Source organism: Aquimarina sp. Aq107, from assembly GCF_943733665.1.
GTDB lineage: Bacteria > Bacteroidota > Bacteroidia > Flavobacteriales > Flavobacteriaceae > Aquimarina.
This window is the reverse complement of sequence record NZ_OX030782.1, coordinates 1,201,948-1,219,083: the sequence shown is the minus strand read 5'-3', so window position 1 is coordinate 1,219,083 and position 17,136 is coordinate 1,201,948. Positions and strand designations below refer to the sequence as shown.

General features: G+C 32.2%; 14 protein-coding genes. 10 read left to right on the top strand and 4 right to left on the bottom strand.

Annotation, left to right across the window (positions count from 1 at the left end; all coding sequences use genetic code 11):
* The 4 genes from moaA to NMK29_RS04915 all read left to right on the top strand — a co-directional run bounded on the left by moaA (position 1) and on the right by NMK29_RS04915 (position 5,710).
* Positions 1-1,008: a GTP 3',8-cyclase MoaA gene (gene moaA, locus NMK29_RS04930; RefSeq protein WP_108802565.1), complete on the top strand. Its 1,008-nt coding sequence runs from the start codon at positions 1-3 to the stop codon at positions 1,006-1,008.
* Positions 1,009-1,134: 126 nt separating this feature from the next.
* Positions 1,135-2,538, top strand: a complete 1,404-nt coding sequence (locus NMK29_RS04925; protein ID WP_108802486.1) for an ATP-binding protein — start codon at positions 1,135-1,137, stop codon at positions 2,536-2,538.
* 236 nt (positions 2,539-2,774) lie between these two features.
* The gene (locus NMK29_RS04920; RefSeq protein ID WP_108802485.1) at positions 2,775-4,082 is read left to right on the top strand and encodes a carboxypeptidase-like regulatory domain-containing protein; all 1,308 of its coding nucleotides are present in this window, start codon (positions 2,775-2,777) and stop codon (positions 4,080-4,082) included.
* Between the two features lie 176 nt (positions 4,083-4,258).
* Positions 4,259-5,710 carry a S41 family peptidase gene (locus tag NMK29_RS04915; RefSeq protein WP_108802484.1) on the top strand — a complete coding sequence of 484 codons (1,452 nt, stop codon included), beginning with the start codon at positions 4,259-4,261 and terminating at the stop codon, positions 5,708-5,710.
* Positions 5,711-5,781: 71 nt separating this feature from the next.
* On the opposite strand, the gene NMK29_RS04910 is transcribed toward NMK29_RS04915, so the two are convergent.
* Positions 5,782-6,660: a follicular epithelium yolk protein subunit gene (locus NMK29_RS04910; RefSeq protein WP_108802483.1), complete on the bottom strand. Its 879-nt coding sequence runs from the start codon at positions 6,658-6,660 to the stop codon at positions 5,782-5,784.
* Between the two features lie 160 nt (positions 6,661-6,820).
* Complete coding sequence (locus NMK29_RS04905) at positions 6,821-7,294, bottom strand: hypothetical protein (RefSeq protein ID WP_108802564.1); 474 nt, start codon at positions 7,292-7,294, stop codon at positions 6,821-6,823.
* 166 nt (positions 7,295-7,460) lie between these two features.
* On the opposite strand from NMK29_RS04905, the gene NMK29_RS04900 reads away from it, so the two are divergent.
* Complete coding sequence (locus tag NMK29_RS04900) at positions 7,461-7,979, top strand: lipocalin family protein (protein ID WP_159092140.1); 519 nt, start codon at positions 7,461-7,463, stop codon at positions 7,977-7,979.
* Between the two features lie 16 nt (positions 7,980-7,995).
* Here NMK29_RS04900 and NMK29_RS04895 read toward each other — a convergent pair whose 3' ends face one another.
* Positions 7,996-9,432, bottom strand: a complete 1,437-nt coding sequence (locus NMK29_RS04895; protein WP_108802481.1) for a rubredoxin — start codon at positions 9,430-9,432, stop codon at positions 7,996-7,998.
* 2 nt (positions 9,433-9,434) lie between these two features.
* Complete coding sequence (locus NMK29_RS04890) at positions 9,435-12,953, bottom strand: nitrate reductase (protein WP_108802480.1); 3,519 nt, start codon at positions 12,951-12,953, stop codon at positions 9,435-9,437.
* Between the two features lie 573 nt (positions 12,954-13,526).
* Between NMK29_RS04890 and NMK29_RS04885 the strand changes: the two genes are divergently transcribed.
* The 5 genes from NMK29_RS04885 to NMK29_RS04865 are packed head-to-tail and all read left to right on the top strand — an operon-like array spanning position 13,527 to position 17,135.
* A complete protein-coding gene (locus tag NMK29_RS04885; protein ID WP_108802479.1) occupies positions 13,527-13,955 on the top strand; it encodes a globin family protein in 429 nt (142 codons plus the stop codon).
* A gap of 35 nt (positions 13,956-13,990) precedes the next feature.
* Entirely contained in the window at positions 13,991-14,854 is an 864-nt protein-coding gene (locus NMK29_RS04880) for a DUF3365 domain-containing protein (protein ID WP_108802478.1), read from the top strand.
* A gap of 11 nt (positions 14,855-14,865) precedes the next feature.
* Positions 14,866-15,354, top strand: coding sequence for a hypothetical protein (locus NMK29_RS04875; protein WP_108802477.1), 489 nt, complete (start codon positions 14,866-14,868; stop codon positions 15,352-15,354).
* Between the two features lie 13 nt (positions 15,355-15,367).
* Positions 15,368-16,408 carry a ferredoxin--NADP reductase gene (locus tag NMK29_RS04870; RefSeq protein WP_108802476.1) on the top strand — a complete coding sequence of 347 codons (1,041 nt, stop codon included), beginning with the start codon at positions 15,368-15,370 and terminating at the stop codon, positions 16,406-16,408.
* A 7-nt stretch (positions 16,409-16,415) separates the two neighbouring features.
* On the top strand, positions 16,416-17,135 hold the full coding sequence (locus NMK29_RS04865; RefSeq protein ID WP_108802475.1) for a cytochrome c3 family protein: 720 nt from the start codon (positions 16,416-16,418) through the stop codon (positions 17,133-17,135).
* Position 17,136 lies beyond the last annotated feature (1 nt).

Genomic DNA, 17,136 nt, shown 5'->3' with positions numbered 1-17,136 from the left:
GTGGATATAAATAATCAGAACATATTAACAGATAGTTTAGGACGAAAACACACATATCTTAGAATTTCTTTGACAGAAAGATGCAATCTAAGATGTACCTATTGCATGCCCGCGAATGGAATACCATTGAGACCTAAAGAACATCTAATGACGTCAGATGAAATCCATACAATTGCAAAAGAGTTTGTTAATATTGGTGTTACCAAGATTAGGTTAACTGGTGGAGAACCAATGGTAAGAAAAGATTTTCCATTAATTTTAGAAAAACTAGCCACACTGCCTGTAGAAATAGGAATTACGACTAATGGAGTATTAGCAGATCGTTTTCTTCCTCTTTTAAAAGCAAGTAATGTTAATACCATTACCATAAGTATCGACTCACTACATAAAGAAAAGTTTGAGAAAATTACTCGCCGAAATGAATTCGATAAAGTCTGGAATACCATTCAACTTTTTCAAAAGGAAGGTTTTCATGTTAAACTAAATATTGTTTTAATAAAAAAATTCAATGAAGATGAAATCATTGATTTTATTAATCTAACAAAGAATCAAAATCTTACTATTCGATTTATTGAATTCATGCCTTTTGATGGTAATCAATGGAATATGGATAAATTAGTAACACAGCAAGAGATATTGGACAAAGTACATTATACTTTCCCGTTGCAACTGAAAAGATTAACAGACTCACCTAATGACACTGCTAGAAATTATAAAATTGATGGGCATTTAGGTCGTTTTGCTATTATTAGTTCTGTTACGAATCCTTTTTGCGATACGTGTAATAGAATACGTATTACAGCAGATGGGAAACTAAAAAACTGTTTATTTTCTAATAATGAGTTTTCCTTATTAAAACCACTTAGGGCTAATCAATCAATACTTCCAACGATACAATCTGCTCTAAAGCATAAATTTGCTTCTCGAGGAGGAATGGATACTCCTGATAAACTAGAAAACCCTGAACTTCATTCTCAAAATAGAAGCATGATTAGTATCGGCGGCTAGTAATCGAAAAAGTAGATATTATTCATTTACAAAAAAACCACTATATTTAGCATATATCCCAGTAAGGCCCCAAAATAACCTTATCGGATCATTAACTAACGTAAGATCGTAGTCAAAAAACCATCTATGAGTCAAAAATCATGGTTAAAATCTGAAGCCGCAAAATATACCTTTTATGGAATTTTATTCGGACTAATGTTCCCGATTGTTGCTACCAGTATAGATATTTCTAAATTAGGTTTAGAGTTTTCTTTGGAATCTGTTCTATTTATACAAAAAACACACCCTATACATTATATAATAGATACTGCACCCATATTTCTGGGACTTTTTGCAATGTTTGGTGGGCGTAATTTAGATAAACTGAAAGGTACAAATAAGCAGATTCTTCAAGCTTCAAAATTTAAACAAGATTTTTTAGCTAATATGAGTCATGAAATCAGAACTCCTATGGTTGGAGTTATTGGTATGATTGATTTACTTTTCAAGAACACAAAATTAGATGATTTACAGAAGGAGTATGTAAGTACTATCCACCAATCCTCACAGAATTTATTAGATATTCTAAATCAAATTCTGGATTTATCCAAAATGGAAGCAGGAAAATTTTCTTTATCCCCGAAAGGTATTAATCTTAAAAAATTAATACATCAAAATATTGACCTATTCCTTGCTAATAGCAAAGCGAAAGGTATTGATTTAATTTCTGAATACCCGGACACCTTACCAGAACAAATCTATGCCGATGATAATAGATTAAAACAAGTGATTTCTAATCTAATTGGTAATGCTATTAAATTTACCAATAAAGGTACCATTACCGTAAAGTCTTCGTTGGTTTCTAAAAAAAATGACGAATTAACCTTTAAGATAGAAGTTGAAGATTCTGGAATTGGTATAAGTAAAGAGGACCAAAAATCATTATTTAACAGATTTAGCCAAGTACATAACGAAGCCATTCTTGTGGGTGAAGGAACTGGGTTAGGACTAACAATAAGCAAAAAATTAGTGGACCTAATGAATGGTAAACTAGGAGTGCAAAGCGAAATCGGAAAAGGAAGTAACTTCTGGTTCACTTTTAAAACAAAAATATCTAACGCTGTTATACCATCTACGGAGAAAGCTTTTGATAAAAGTAATGATCAAAAATTTAATCTTCATGCTTTACTAGTAGAAGATTCAGAAACAAACATTATCGTTTCTAAACAAATACTTAAATATTTGGGATGTACTGCTGATGTTGCTAAGACAGGTAGAAAAGCAATAGAAATGTTTGAAGAAGACACATACGATCTTATTCTTATGGATATCAACTTGCCAGAACTAGATGGCGTAGAAACCTGTAAACTAATCCGACAAGGATATAAAAAAGTACCTCCTGTAATTGCCATTACTTCTAACGCATTGCCTGGCGATGCAGAGCGATTTATTGCAAAAGGGCTCGATGATTACATTACCAAACCTTTTACTACAGAAATATTAAATATAAAGCTCAAAAATTGGTTTGGTGATCATAGTGGATATCACTAAAATATCATTCTTATTTTTCTTTTTAAAAAGAAAAATACTCATTAATAGAATTCTTTTTTAATGATAATTTACTAAAATCTAATGCTTTGCAATTATCAAAACTAGCACTCACAAACTCATAATTAGCTCATTTTTAACTATTGTACATTAAAATTCACTGGTAAATTTAGTATATTGTATACTTTACATTTTACCTCGAACTTTAAGAATGATAGTATTAACTGAACGAATATGATATGAATAAAAAAAGTACTTTTTTAAGTAAAAATGGTTTTACCTTTTTACTTAGTATATTTTTAATTATTGGGTATTCTAATAGTCTTCAGGCGTTTAGCTTTTTTCAAGACACTGGCATCCCAAACGAAACAAACTACAATGAATATAAAGGATTTGTAGTAGATAAAACTGATAATGAGCCTTTAGTTTCTGCAACAGTTTCTCTTAACGGAACTAACATTTCGACCATTACAAATAGCGAAGGTGAATTTTTGCTAAAAGTTCCAAAAAGTAATGCCAGTGCCAATATTACTATTTCATTCTTAGGGTATAAAGGCAAAATAGTATCATTGTCAACACTAAAAGGTAGTAAAACAAAAATCCAACTATCTGCATCAATCACAGAACTTACAGAAATAAATATTGACCCTAGAAATCCAGAAGCTCTTATTAAAGCAGTAATGAAAAAACGTGGTGCTAATTATCAAAGTGATAATACAATTATGACGGCTTTTTACAGGGAGACTATAAAACGGAGACGCACGTATGTTTCGCTTTCTGAAGCGGTTGTAGATGTATATAAAAAGCCTTATGCGTCTGATAAAAATGATGTTATTAAATTATACAAAGCCAGAAAAAGCGCTGATTACAAAAAGTTAGACACACTAACATTAAAGCTTCAAGGTGGACCATCAAGTACCTTATTCATTGATGTAATGAAAAATCCAGACCTTCTGTTTACCGAGGATATATTGAAAATATATGAATTCAGCTTTGATAAATCCACTAAAATTAATGATCGCTATATTTATGTTCTTAAGTTTAAACAAAGACCGTACATCAAAGATCTTTATTACTACGGAAAGTTATATATAGATTCAGAAACATTAGCATTAACAAAAGCTGTTTTTAGTCTTAAGTTAGATGACCGAGAAGAAGCAAGTAAATTATTTGTTAGAAAAAAACCTACCAGAGCCAAAGTGTACCCTACCGTTGCTACTTATAACATGAATTATAGAGAAAAGAATGGAAGATGGTACTACGGATACGGTAAAATCGATTTAGTTTTTAAAGTAAACTGGAAAAAGAAGTTATTTAACTCTACCTATAAGCTAAATATAGAAATGGCTGTTACTGATTGGAAAAAGAATCCAGAGAATGAAAATTTACGCCCTAAAGATCGTTTAAAATCATCTGTAGTAATTAGTGATGAAGCCTCTGGTTTCTCTGACCCACAATTCTGGGGAGAGTATAATGTAATTGAACCAGAAAAGTCTATCGAATCCGCAATTCGAAAAATAAAGAAACAATTACGAAAATTAAATTAATATACTTTACACATACAATATAAAAAAACAGGTGCTTCGTTAGCACCTGTTTTTTTTAATCTATAAATAATCGTTGCTCGTATGTAATTTCTTATTTTTACACCTCAGGGAAACGAGAAATTGTCACATTTTTTCTTAAGTGACGTCTTTAAAAATTGTATATCAAAATTTATCACATGAATCGCATTAGGTGCATTGTATTTTTAATTACTATATCTACTTCACTTTTTGCTCAAAAAACACTCACACCAGAAAAAGCGCAAGAAGATTTTAAAATCTTTGAAAACATATTAAAACAGGGACATCCTGCACTCTATGAATATATTGATCAAGTAACACTAGATTCTATACTAAGTACTACTAAAGGATCTTTATCCGAAGATATTACAGATATTGAACTGTTTAAAAAAATGCAACAAATTACTGATCAAATAAAAGATGGTCATCTATTACTATTTGCTCCTAATACATTAAACACTACACAATACTATTTTCCACTAATACTAAAAATTATACAGGCAGAGTTTTATATAGATACAGATGATTTTGATATACCGATTGGATCAAAAGTAACTACTATCAACAAAACTCCTACTGCAACTATTTTAGAAGCCTTAAAAAAGTACGCGCCTACAGATGGATATAATCTTACTAGAAAGTATAGAGATATTGAATTAAAATTTGGTCTATTCTATATGTATGAATATGGTGTACAAAAAGAATATACAGTTGATTACATAACACCTAATGGCAGTAAAAAAACAATCACCTTAGCTGCCGAATCTTTTGTAAATGCCAAACATAGAAATATCAACCGTAACTCTTATTTTTCTAATTATCATAATACTACAGATAAAGTTGATTTTTTTTCACAACATGTTAATACCAAAGAACCTTTTGTTTACTATAGAGATGATCTAAAAACAGCTATATTGGTTGCTAACTCTTTTGGTGTAGATATTAGAGCATTTAAATCTCGTCTAACAAAACTGTTTAAAGAAATTAAGAAAAAGAAAATAAAACATTTAGTTATCGATATCCGAAATAATGATGGAGGTTTTAGACCCAACTCAGTACATCTTTTCTCTTTTATCACAGATAAACTATACAAACAACGGACTAGTTCTTTTGTATCTTCTTTAGAAATCCCAGAACGTACATATGTTACGAGAACGTATGGAGAAAAAGAATTCTTGAAAGACAAGTTTTATAACCATCCGAAATATGATGGTTGGAAACTGGATTTTGATGATTTAGAGACTATGATGGTACCGAATAAAGATAGATTTCAGGGCAAGGTATATATGCTGGCAGGTGGCACTACATTTTCTGCTGGATCGGCACTTGCTTTATTAGCTAAAAACGATTCAGATATTCTTTTGGTTGGAGAAGAAACAGGTGGTGGTTACTACTCTCATACCGGACAGTTTCCTGTGTATTATGAATTACCTAACGCTAAGATTATTATGGTAATGTCTATGGAACGAATTACTCACTATGTAAAAGACAATAGCCTACCCAAAGGTTCTGGTGTAATTCCTGATCGCACGATACTATTTTCTGTAGAGGATCTTATTAAAGGTAAGGATAGTCAACTTGATTATATTTTTAAATTAATAAAAGGGTAAAAAACTTCGACAAAGCAGTATAATAGTATACTACCCTATCGAAGTCGGGAAAAACAAAATTAATATACCTGTTAAGCTAATGTAAGTTCGCCAGCAGTAGCATCTGCTAATGCATGACTCGCTTTTATCTTACCGCTTATTTTATTCTTTAGTTCTATTTTAGAATTAGAATAGTATCCAATTTCTATATCTTCTGTGGATTGCACTGAGTTAGAAACTCCTCCTTTAGACATCACACCACCGATTCCTAGACTCCAGAAATGGTGTTTCTTATATGTAGGATTATAATTTACCGCTGTATTACCTATCAGATAAGCATTATATCTAATCCTTACTTTCATAACTCCTCTGCTGGCAGATAGCTCTGCTACTACAGATTCTCCAGGATCCAATTCTACACTTACTCCCGATGTTGAACCTACGGTAATTGATTTAGACTCTTGACCACCAACTCCCCATGATTGGCTATAAGATAATGAGGTTTCTCCTTCTGCTCCAGCTCCAAGAAATTTTACTCCATAACTAAACTTCTGACCAATGGTTAATGTACCTCCTGTACTCCAATTAGACGAAGTAGTATTGTTTAACGATTCTGAAATCGCAACATTAAATGTCCCTTTTATACTACTGTTGTTTGTAAAATCTTGTGTTTTCACAATTACAGGTTCTGATGTAATTCCTAATATTTCTGCACTTTGCACTATCAAAACCATCTGCACCTGAGGCCAATTATATTTTTTATACAGATCTCCCCAGGGAGTTGGACTATGTAAGTACGCATCATTAGGAGATTTTCCAAAATACTTATTTACAGCATCTTTTAATTGTTTATCACCCAATTTAAAGGTTGTTCTTTCCTCATCGGTAATCACGTGTTGAACGGATCCACTTGCATTTACGCTTGATGCTGCTTTATCTTGACCAGCAACGATACTAATACTAATACCCATAATGATTAATTTAAGTTGAAAATTGTTAGTACTTATTTTTTGTGCACATACAAACTAACTCAAAATCATCATTATATACTATAAGTGTTTTCCCGTGTTTTATTAAAAAAAGATGTAAAATTCCCTGAATTATTCACAAAACTATTGACATAAAAGCATATTACACCAATGAGTCTAAAACCAACTCATAATCATACTGTAAATCTTCGTGTAATGTTCCTATGATCTTAGTAATACTATTGATTTGTCTATCATAGATATTGGTTAGCATTCTATTATTTTTAATAGAAGGGCGTACCTTTTTTAACTCCGTACAGAAATGTAATAATATTTCTACCTCTGTTTCTTTCTTGCCAGAATATCGAATATACTTTTTACTAATACGTAGAATCTTACGAACGCTTTTTTTGATGTAGTAATAACTACTAGTATTAATCAACCCAAATTCTTTGGTAATTTCTTGTTGCACCAAGGCGATATAATTATCCTCATCAGAAGCTTCATATAACAAATAGGTAAGTAACTCCTTATTTTCTTTTTTAAATTTAGATAATCGCAAGCATAGCGCTACCAATTCTTGCTGTGAACAATTGTTTAACTCTATTTTTAACTCTCTAACCGTGGCAGCTTTCATAGGGATACAATCCATTAATGATTCCTTGCGAACTTAGGAATAAATATTAAAAAGATGTCCCAAAAACAAGATTCATATATAATTACTCTCAAGCTAATATTCTTACATAGAAAAAAGAACTAAACCGGAATAATTTTTGATGCATCTTTTTACTAATTTTAGCCATATGAAAAAATACTATCCTATTCTACTTCTGATTAGTATCTTAATCTTAGCGTCTTCCTGTTCTGACACCAATAAAGAACCTTATCCAATTCCGGATAATGCTGTAGATCTTATTGCAGGAACATCTGGAAAGACATGGAAAATTGCCAAACGATATAATGATGGTACCAGAATGAACATGGCTGGTTGTTTCTTATCATACAGAAACACTTATTTCCCAGACAGGACAGTTAAAGACAATAATGACAAACAAAGAGATTGTGGCCCATCATTAAAAGCTAATTGGGAAATCATTCAAAATAAAAAAGGTCACTATTTTATAAAGCTAAAAAGTGATCAACTTCCAGAATTGATGAACATAGAAAAAGATTACAAGTTCTTTCAGATCACTTATCTCAATAAAGACAGTTTAGAATTACGATATAGACATGCTCAATTTTCGGGTCAAGTACGAACCATTGTAGACTTATACGTAGAAGAAAATATTGTTGTCCCTAACAGGGATTTTCATAACAAATAATTGCAGTTTACTGCAATTATACAATCTCTAGTGTCATTTTTTCAAAACTATCTTTTGGAGCTTCACAAAGTGCACAATGATAGGATTCCGGAAGCTCTGAAAATTTCGTTCCGGCAGGGATGGCCGATACGGGATCTCCAACCAACGGATCATATATAGTTTGACATTCTTGGCACTGAAACACTTCTATCTCTGTTTTCTCCTTCTTGGAAGTAATTCCAGCAAAACTCTCCTCATCTCCTTCTCCTAGATTCTGAAAATACGTTTTAGTTAACTCTAGTAATATTCCTGGCAAATCCATTTGATCAATATCCTGAGCGTATACAATATATTGCCTAGTATTAGGATTAAAATTTTTAGCATATAATACGTTGTACGTAGGTCTTACTACAAAATCTTTAACAGCTTCTGGTGTTTTATTTTCTTCTATCACAACGGATGTGAAATATCTCTTTTGTTTACGCCTAATACTAATAGAAAATGTCATTCCATAAGTACTGATATCATTTTGGTCAAAATTCATGACCAAAAACTTTTTAAGGTCCAATGCTTTCTGACTTCCCACTGGCAAATGCCAATTTAACTCTAACGCAGAATGTCTTACATTGATTCCAAACTGACCTAGTAATTTTTCTAAGGTTAACTTACATTCTTTAGGAATTCCTTTAATAATAAATGATTTCCAAGGTGTTAAACATATTTTACCAATACGATATTCTATACAAAACTCGCACAACGCCTTTAAAAACTTTAAATCATACTTATTATTTCTCCAATATAATCCTAACCAATATTGATTAATCCCCATTTTATTCATTCCTTCATAATATGGAAATGGCTTAAAACCAACACTTAACGGTTTCTCGATAGTTCGATTATTAGTATCTATACTTTCATTAAGAAATTGAAAAAGTTCATCTACGTTATTTACTTTTTTATAAATATTTTCAATTTCTTGAGCTACCTTAGCTATATCCCAAGTAAAAATCAAAACTGGATAAAAAACTTCTTCCCAGCCTGGTAATTTTAAAAACAAGTACCAATAATCTTCTTGACTAGATGCAATAAAATTAAGATCTCCAGAAAATAAAGAAACCATCTGTTGCTGCGGATCAGCTATATTTATTTTTAATGTTGGTTTATACCTAAATTGTTCTAAAATATATAAATACGTAGTACCACGTAACCAAACCGTAGAATTAAAAATATCTATCGAAACATAAGAACAACTAATGTTTTGTTCGGCTTCTGGAGCAAAAAAATCCGTATTAAAAGATTCATGTTCCGTCACTACAGTATTACTATTATCTCTAGAAGGAAAAATAATATCTTGTCTGGATCCAAAATGAAAAGTATCTAACCCTAGTTCCTCTGCATACACTATAATCCGCTGCAACTCACTTGGTGATAAAATTCCTCCTTTAATATTTACTCTATGCATAAACTCTTCCATAACTAAGCTAATTGCATTACATTATTCAACACCTCTTTTACTTCAGGTTTACAGCTACCACAACCTAATCCAGCTCCTGTTTTAATACATAATTCGGAGAAATCTTCGCATCCTGACTTGATAGCTTCTTCCAAGTTTCCTTCACCAACCTGACTACAAGAACAAATTAATTTACCCAACACAGGTTCATCGGGTTGGGATGATCTAAGTAATTCTTCTCTCTTCTCAGACAATTCTATCTTTTCTTCGATCAATCTTTTAAAATCTGCAAATTCACTCTTATCTCCCATCAAAATAGCACCTACCAACCAATCATTTTTAACGATACATTTTTTATAAAATCGTTTCCCAACATCCATGAAAATAACCTCTTCATATGATGGATCATCCTTAGGCATATCAATATTACCGATACTACATAGATCCAAGTCTTCGAATTTTAGAATATTCATAAATACCGACCCTCTATATATTGCACTAAAATCTCCTAAAATATACTTAGCTACAATATCCGCTTGTTGTTCAGCCGCTGCCGTTATCCCAAATAAATTACCTTCGAATTCTGCAATCTCACCAACAGCAAAAATATCTGAATCACTGGATTGCAAGTATTGATTTACTACAATTCCGCGACGACAATCAATACCAACTGTTTTTGCCAAATCAATATTAGGAATAGTACCAATAGAGTAAACTACAGCATTACAATTAAATGATTTTCCTGACTTTAGATTTACTAATAGAGAACCAGAATCCTGATTAAAAACCGTATCTACTTCATTATCAAAATGAATCTGTATTCCTTTTTCTCTAACATCTTCTGCCAACAAACGACTTGCGATAATATCTAGTTGTCTCTCCATTAAACGATTACCTCTTTGTATAATCGTAATTTTCACACTCTTTTTTCGTAGTGCAGCAGCCAACTCTAAACCTAATAGTCCACCTCCAACAATTGTTACATGTTGTTGATTTTCTGGCAAACCAGTTTCTTCTAAGTAATTTTTCAACTTATCTGCATCTCCTCGATCTCTCATTGTAAATCTACCTGGCAAATGAATAGGAACTTCTTTTGGCACAAAAGCTCTACTTCCAGTAGCCATTAAGACAATATCGTATTCATGTTTTTCTCCTTTACTATCAATGAGATATTTTTCTTCTCTATTGATCTCAGTAACCGGATTACTGGTTGATAAGGTAACATTAAGAGATTCCATACTGCCTTCCCTCATCTTTTGTAATTGTTCCCAAGTGAGTTCTTCACTTACATATTCTGGTAACAATACTCTATTATAAAAAGGATATGGTTCTTTAGAGAACACGGTAATGTCATCTTCTGTATTTTGTTCTCTATATGTTTGTATAAAACGGTATGCAGCCGTACCTGCTCCAATAATACAGATTTTTTGCTTTTCTTTTACAAACTTTGAAACCTGTACTGCGGAAAACTTAAAATCTGGTTCTTTAGAAATAGGGTCTATAATACTAGTGGTTAAGTTATTTGCTCTTCCGTAATCATTTCCTAAAACTTTACCCCAATGCATTGGTAAAAACACAACCCCTTTAGCTATTGTATCACTTACTTTTACTTTTACTTGTACCTTTCCTCTTTTACTTTCTACCACTGCAATATCTCCATCTTTAATTTTTCGGAGAAAAGCATCTACCTGATTTATTTCTAAAAATGGATGCGGAATATGTGTCAACAGTCTATTTACTTTACCTGTTTTGGTTCTAGTGTGCCATTGATCACGTACTCTACCAGTTGTTAAAATTAAAGGGTGTTTCTCAGTAAGTAATTCTGAAGTTGGTTTAGTAAATCTTGGTACTACAAACTTCGCATTACCTGTATCTGTGTAAAACTTTTTGTTTTGAAATAATCGTGCTGTTCCAGAATGATTTGTTTCTGGGACCGGCCATTGAAAACTACCTTCATTCTTCAATCGATCATAATTTAGACCGGTAATATCAATATTGGTCCCTTTAGTCAATTGACAATGCTCTTTATACACTTCTTCTACAGATGTATAATCAAAGCCTCTATATCCCATTCGTTGCGCAAATTTCCAAAGAATCTCCGCATCTGGTAATGCTTCTCCAGGTGGATCAACTACTTTATTTAAATAAGTAATACGGCGCTCACTATTAGTCATCGTTCCTTCTTTCTCTGCCCAACCAGCAGCGGGCAACACCAAATCTGCATATTCTAGAGTTTCGGAGCGATGCGAGATATCCTGAACCACTACAAACTTAGCTTTCTGAAGCGCTTTTTCTACTTTATTTGCATTAGGAAGACTGACCAAAGGATTTGTGCATATAACCCATACAGCTTTTAGTTTTCCACTTTCTAATGCATCAAACATTTCCGTAGCAGTTAACCCAGGTTTTTCAGAAATTTCTTTTCCGCCCCAGAAATTAGCCACTTCTGTTCGATGTTCTTTACTGTTTAAATCTTTATGCGCTGCTAATAAATTTGCCATACCTCCTACTTCTCTACCTCCCATAGCATTAGGCTGCCCTGTTAATGAAAAAGGACCCGATCCAGGTTTTCCTATGTGACCAGTGAGCAACGAGAGGTTTAAAAGTGCATTATTTTTATTTACACCTATCGAGCTTTGATTTAATCCCATTGCCCAAAGCGTTATAAACCCTTTAGCATTACTAATATATGTAGCGGCTTTCTTTATATCAGCTACTGTTATACCGCAGATTTTTGCTGCCTCGGTGAGTGAGATAGATTGCAAAGATTCTTTTAGTGATTCGAAATTATCAGTATGATTCGCTATAAAGCTTTTATCAATTTTTTTTCGATCAATTAATCTTTTGGCAATCGCATTATACAATACTACATCAGTGCCTGGAATTATTTGTAAATGTAAATCTGCAATATCACAAGATTGTGTTTTTCTTGGATCTACTACAATAATTTTTGTATTTGGATTTTTCTCTTTATGAGCTTCTATTCTTCTAAACAGAATCGGGTGACACCAAGCTGGGTTTGCTCCTGCAATCATAAAACAATCGGCAAGCTCTATATCCTCGTAGGCAATAGGAACACTATCTTCTCCTAATGCTTGCTTATAACCTACAACTGCAGAACTCATGCATAATCTAGAATTAGTATCTATATTATTAGTTCCGATAAATCCCTTGGTAAGCTTGTTAACCAAATAATACTCTTCTGTAAGACACTGCCCAGAAACGTAAAAACCAACACTATCTGGACCGTATTTATTAATAATAGTATTAAATACTGCAACCGCACGATCAAAAGCTTGATCCCAAGAAACTCGTTGTAATTCGTGTCCTTTACTCCATCTCATCTCTGGATAGAGAATTCGATCGCTTTTATCCTGTACAACATGATGTAAATTCATTCCTTTAGAACATAACATCCCTTTGTTAACTGGATGATCTGGATCACCTTCTACTGTAATCACCCCTTTAGCATCTTTTTTAGCTATTATTCCACAACCAACACCACAATAAGAACAGGTAGTTTTATAAGATTTAAATGCCATAAAGAGTTTTATTAAAATTATATCAAACAACAAAATTAAGTATTATTACTTAAATTTAGATTAAAAAAGACTTGTAACTGATCCAACCCTCCTGTTAATTATGAAATCCACAAAAGATCCTTACTAAAAAAAGATTTTAAAAAAAAAGCCCCTTTTTGATTCATCAATATTCAAAACAAAACACTGTTAGAAAAGCATTACAAGGAAAAAAGAAAACTATTTTAATTTAAATTAATCAACACTACCATTCTTCAAAAAAAATATCTGGTTATCATTTCTGCAAAAAAACAAGTCAATTTTAAGATTATCATAAAACTAAAAAAACACGTATAAATACTTATTTTTAAATAGTGTTTAATTCAAGAAACGTTGTTTTAACTATTATTCAATAAAAAAGTTAAAAAATAACATTATATTTATTTTTACATGTTTTTATTAAGTTTTAAATGTTAAAAACATGTATTTATTAAAAATAATTCATTTGCGTTTCATTAATCAATAAAATATATTTGAATAAAAATAAGTATTAATACTTATTTCCATCGTCTAAAATTTCACTTTAAAAACGCAATTATGGAAAAAAGCACAATTGATTTAGTACAAACATCATTTAGTAAAGTTGCTCCAATAGCAGAAACTGCTGCAGAAATTTTTTATAACAAACTTTTTGAATTAGATCCCGAACTAAAAAAAATATTTCCTTCAGATAACGCAGAAGCAATGAAAGGACAAGGAAACAAACTAATGACCATGCTATCTTCTGCTGTAGCAGGCCTTAGCAACTTAGACCGCTTAATACCAATTTTACAAGACTTAGGAAAGAGACATGTAGATTACAAAGTAGAATCCTCACATTATGATACTGTAGGAGCTGCATTATTAAGTACCCTAGCAACTGGGTTAGGAGAAGATTTTACTCCAGAAGTAAAAGCAGCCTGGACTGACACGTATGGAGTTATGGCATCTGTAATGAAGACTGCAGCATACGGAGAAGTTGCATAGAACACACTAAAATTATTAACTCAAAACACAACAAAATGAATCATCTAAAAACAAAATGGATATTTTTACTCACATCTTGTATCTCAATTATTATTCAATCTTGTGGAGGTGTTCCCGAAGAAACTTCTTCAAATGGACCTTCTGATAAAGTGTTTGCGGTTGCTGACATACTCACCTTGGTTGCAGAGGAAAATGATATCACTCGTACGTTATATACCAAAGGAATTGTGGGCGCAGGCAAAAAACAAGGACTTAAATTTGATGAAGACTGGCAAGATGATGAAATAGAAGCTGGTCCACTTCCTGCTTTATTCCTAAGAGGTATTTCTTCTGATATTCGAAAAAGCGACGTTCCTCTAGGGTTATATCTTGGTTCAGACTTTCCTATTAACGCCTCAAACAAGTTTCAAGGAAAACAAGCTGAATTATTTGCCAAAATAAAAGCGGATCAAAAACCTCAACATTTCTATGAAGAAGATCAGAAATTATATACTTCTATGTTTGCCGATCTTGCCGTAGCAGCACCTTGTGTAAACTGCCATAACGACCACAAAAGCACCACTAAAACAGATTGGAAACTTGGTGATGTTATGGGAGCTACTACATGGCAATACCCTTCTGATTCCTTATCATACAAAGAAGCGATTGGAGTTATAAATGCATATAGAAATGGAACAAAAGCTATTTACAATGCATATCTTAAAGAAATTGCCGCTTTTAAAATTGATAGCACAAAACCACAGATTGGCAAAAACTGGCCTTCTAAAGGTTTTTATCTACCTACAGCAGAAGTTTTTATTGATAGTGTAAGAAAATTAGCTTCTTATCACAGTATGGAAACATTATTACTTGTCGAAAGAAAGGACCAAAAAACAACAAAAGACTTAGCTTCAAATTAAAAGAACACAACTTGGATAGTCTAAAAAAATCATATAGCTTTTTATTTATTGGCTTTAGTTTACTTGTATTATATCTTTTACAGTTTTTCCTAGACCTAAAATGGCAATGGCTATATGAATTACAACTTAATGAAGAATACAAACGATGGTCAGGAGTATTTATTGGAATATTTATATTATTTCAATGGATACTTTCTGTGACCAGGATATCAAAAAAACTCAGAAAACACACGGTCAGATTCACTATTTTACATAAATGGATTGGAGTTCTTTCTCCTATATTCTTTTATATACATGCATTAGAATTTGGGTACGGTTATCTCGCGTTATTATCCTACATCTTTTTTATAAATATGGTTTTAGGAACTGTTAATCTAGATATTATCAAAAGTAAAAAAGAATGGATTTTTCAATCTTGGATGATCGTACATGTCCTTCTATCAGTAGTAATCAGTTTTCTAGTAGTCTTTCATATTGGTGTTGTGTTTTATTACGAATAAAAAATAAAGTATTATGTTACTAACTGTAAAAGAGATAATTCGTGAAACCGAAGATGCTGTAAGTGTTATTCTAAACAAAGGGGGGATCTTTAATAAAATTAAATACAAACCAGGTCAATTTCTTACCGTTAAAATCCCTATCAAAAATAAAATTGAAAAAAGAGCGTATTCTTTTAGCAGTAGTCCTTTTACAGATAAATTTCTTAGAATAACTGTAAAGAAAGTAGAAAAAGGTCTAGTTTCTAACTACATATGTAAGAATTTAGAGGCAGGTCAAAAAATTGAAATTGAAAAACCTGCAGGTAGTTTTTTTATTGTACCAGACAAAAATGCTAAACACAATTATGTTTTTTTTGCCGGAGGAAGTGGAATTACACCTATATTTTCTATCATAAAAACCGTTTTAGAAAAAGAACCTTTATCTAAAATTATTCTAATTTATGCTAACAAGAACGAAGAATCTATCATCTTCAAAAAAGCTCTTGAAGATCTTGAAGAAAATCATCCGACCCGTCTAAGCACCCAACATATATTAGAAAAGAATGTTTCTAAAAAACCAAACTACCATCAAGACTTACTAAACGAGGAACTCATTACAGAAATTATGGAAACCCATATGTTAAACTATGTTGACGGAAAATATATGATGTGCGGCCCACAAGGCTTTATGGATAAAGCAAAAGAAATATTAGGAAATAACGGTATTTCAAGGAACCAAATAAAACTAGAAGCTTTTAGTGCCAATTTTATAACATCTAGTGACTCTAAAGATCTTGTAAGCAATGTGGTCATCTATCAAGAAAAAAAGAAGCACGAAATAAGTGTTACAGGAGATAAAACAATTCTTCAAGCAGCAATGTCCGAAAACATCATGCTACCCTACTCTTGCAGATCCGGCATGTGTAGTAGTTGCAAGGCAAAATGCGTCAAAGGAAAAGTAAAAATGATAGATGGTCATTTGTTGTCAGAAGAAGAAGTGGCTAATGGAGACATTTTAACCTGCATCAGCTTCCCTGCTTCAAGTAATGTAAGTATTAGTTTCCTAAACGATTAAAAAATAGATGTTTAATAAAAATCCCTTACGAAAAAGGCAACGAATCGGTTCATTTATTGGGATCGGGATCGGATTAATTATATATATAATTCTACCACTAAAACAAACAGAAAGTTTTTTAAGTCTTGGCCCATTAAACACCGGGCATGAAGGTTTATCATGTAATGCTTGTCATACTGATGCCAAAGGTAATTTAATCCAACAGGTACAATCTAACATTTCATACACTTTTGGAATGCGTAAAACCAAAGCAGATTTTGGAACTGAAAACGTAGACAATAAAAAATGTATTGAATGCCACGACAGGCCAAACGACAGACATCCAACACATCGTTTCTTAGAACCAAGATTCAAAGAAGCAATTGCTAATATTAATGCGGCGGAATGCGAAACATGTCATAAGGAACATAATGATACCAGAGTTGTTCTTAAAGACGCTGCATTTTGCATCAATTGCCATTACGACCTAGAAGTAAAGAACGATCCCATTGATGTCCCGCATGAACAACTTATCAAAAATAAGCAATGGAATACCTGCCTACAATGTCACGATTTTCATGGAAATCATATTTATAAAGTAGCAGAGAAAATAAAAGACACTATTCCGCTAAAACAAATTCAAGAATACCTAAAAGGTGGTAAAGATCCTTTTTCTAACAAAAAGAAATACAAACCGCTAACAGAAGAAGAATGGATTAAAATAAAAAATAAATACGCAAAAAAATAGC

Coding starts and splice junctions, on each gene's coding strand:
- NMK29_RS04910 (WP_108802483.1), bottom strand. CDS start 6,660: ATGGGTATTAGTATTAGTATCGTTGCTGGTCAAGATAAAGCAGCATCA.
- NMK29_RS04905 (WP_108802564.1), bottom strand. CDS start 7,294: ATGAAAGCTGCCACGGTTAGAGAGTTAAAAATAGAGTTAAACAATTGT.
- NMK29_RS04900 (WP_159092140.1), top strand. CDS start 7,461: ATGAAAAAATACTATCCTATTCTACTTCTGATTAGTATCTTAATCTTA.
- NMK29_RS04880 (WP_108802478.1), top strand. CDS start 13,991: ATGAATCATCTAAAAACAAAATGGATATTTTTACTCACATCTTGTATC.
- NMK29_RS04885 (WP_108802479.1), top strand. CDS start 13,527: ATGGAAAAAAGCACAATTGATTTAGTACAAACATCATTTAGTAAAGTT.
- NMK29_RS04865 (WP_108802475.1), top strand. CDS start 16,416: ATGTTTAATAAAAATCCCTTACGAAAAAGGCAACGAATCGGTTCATTT.
- NMK29_RS04920 (WP_108802485.1), top strand. CDS start 2,775: ATGAATAAAAAAAGTACTTTTTTAAGTAAAAATGGTTTTACCTTTTTA.
- NMK29_RS04890 (WP_108802480.1), bottom strand. CDS start 12,953: ATGGCATTTAAATCTTATAAAACTACCTGTTCTTATTGTGGTGTTGGT.
- NMK29_RS04915 (WP_108802484.1), top strand. CDS start 4,259: ATGAATCGCATTAGGTGCATTGTATTTTTAATTACTATATCTACTTCA.
- NMK29_RS04925 (WP_108802486.1), top strand. CDS start 1,135: ATGAGTCAAAAATCATGGTTAAAATCTGAAGCCGCAAAATATACCTTT.
- NMK29_RS04895 (WP_108802481.1), bottom strand. CDS start 9,432: ATGGAAGAGTTTATGCATAGAGTAAATATTAAAGGAGGAATTTTATCA.
- NMK29_RS04870 (WP_108802476.1), top strand. CDS start 15,368: ATGTTACTAACTGTAAAAGAGATAATTCGTGAAACCGAAGATGCTGTA.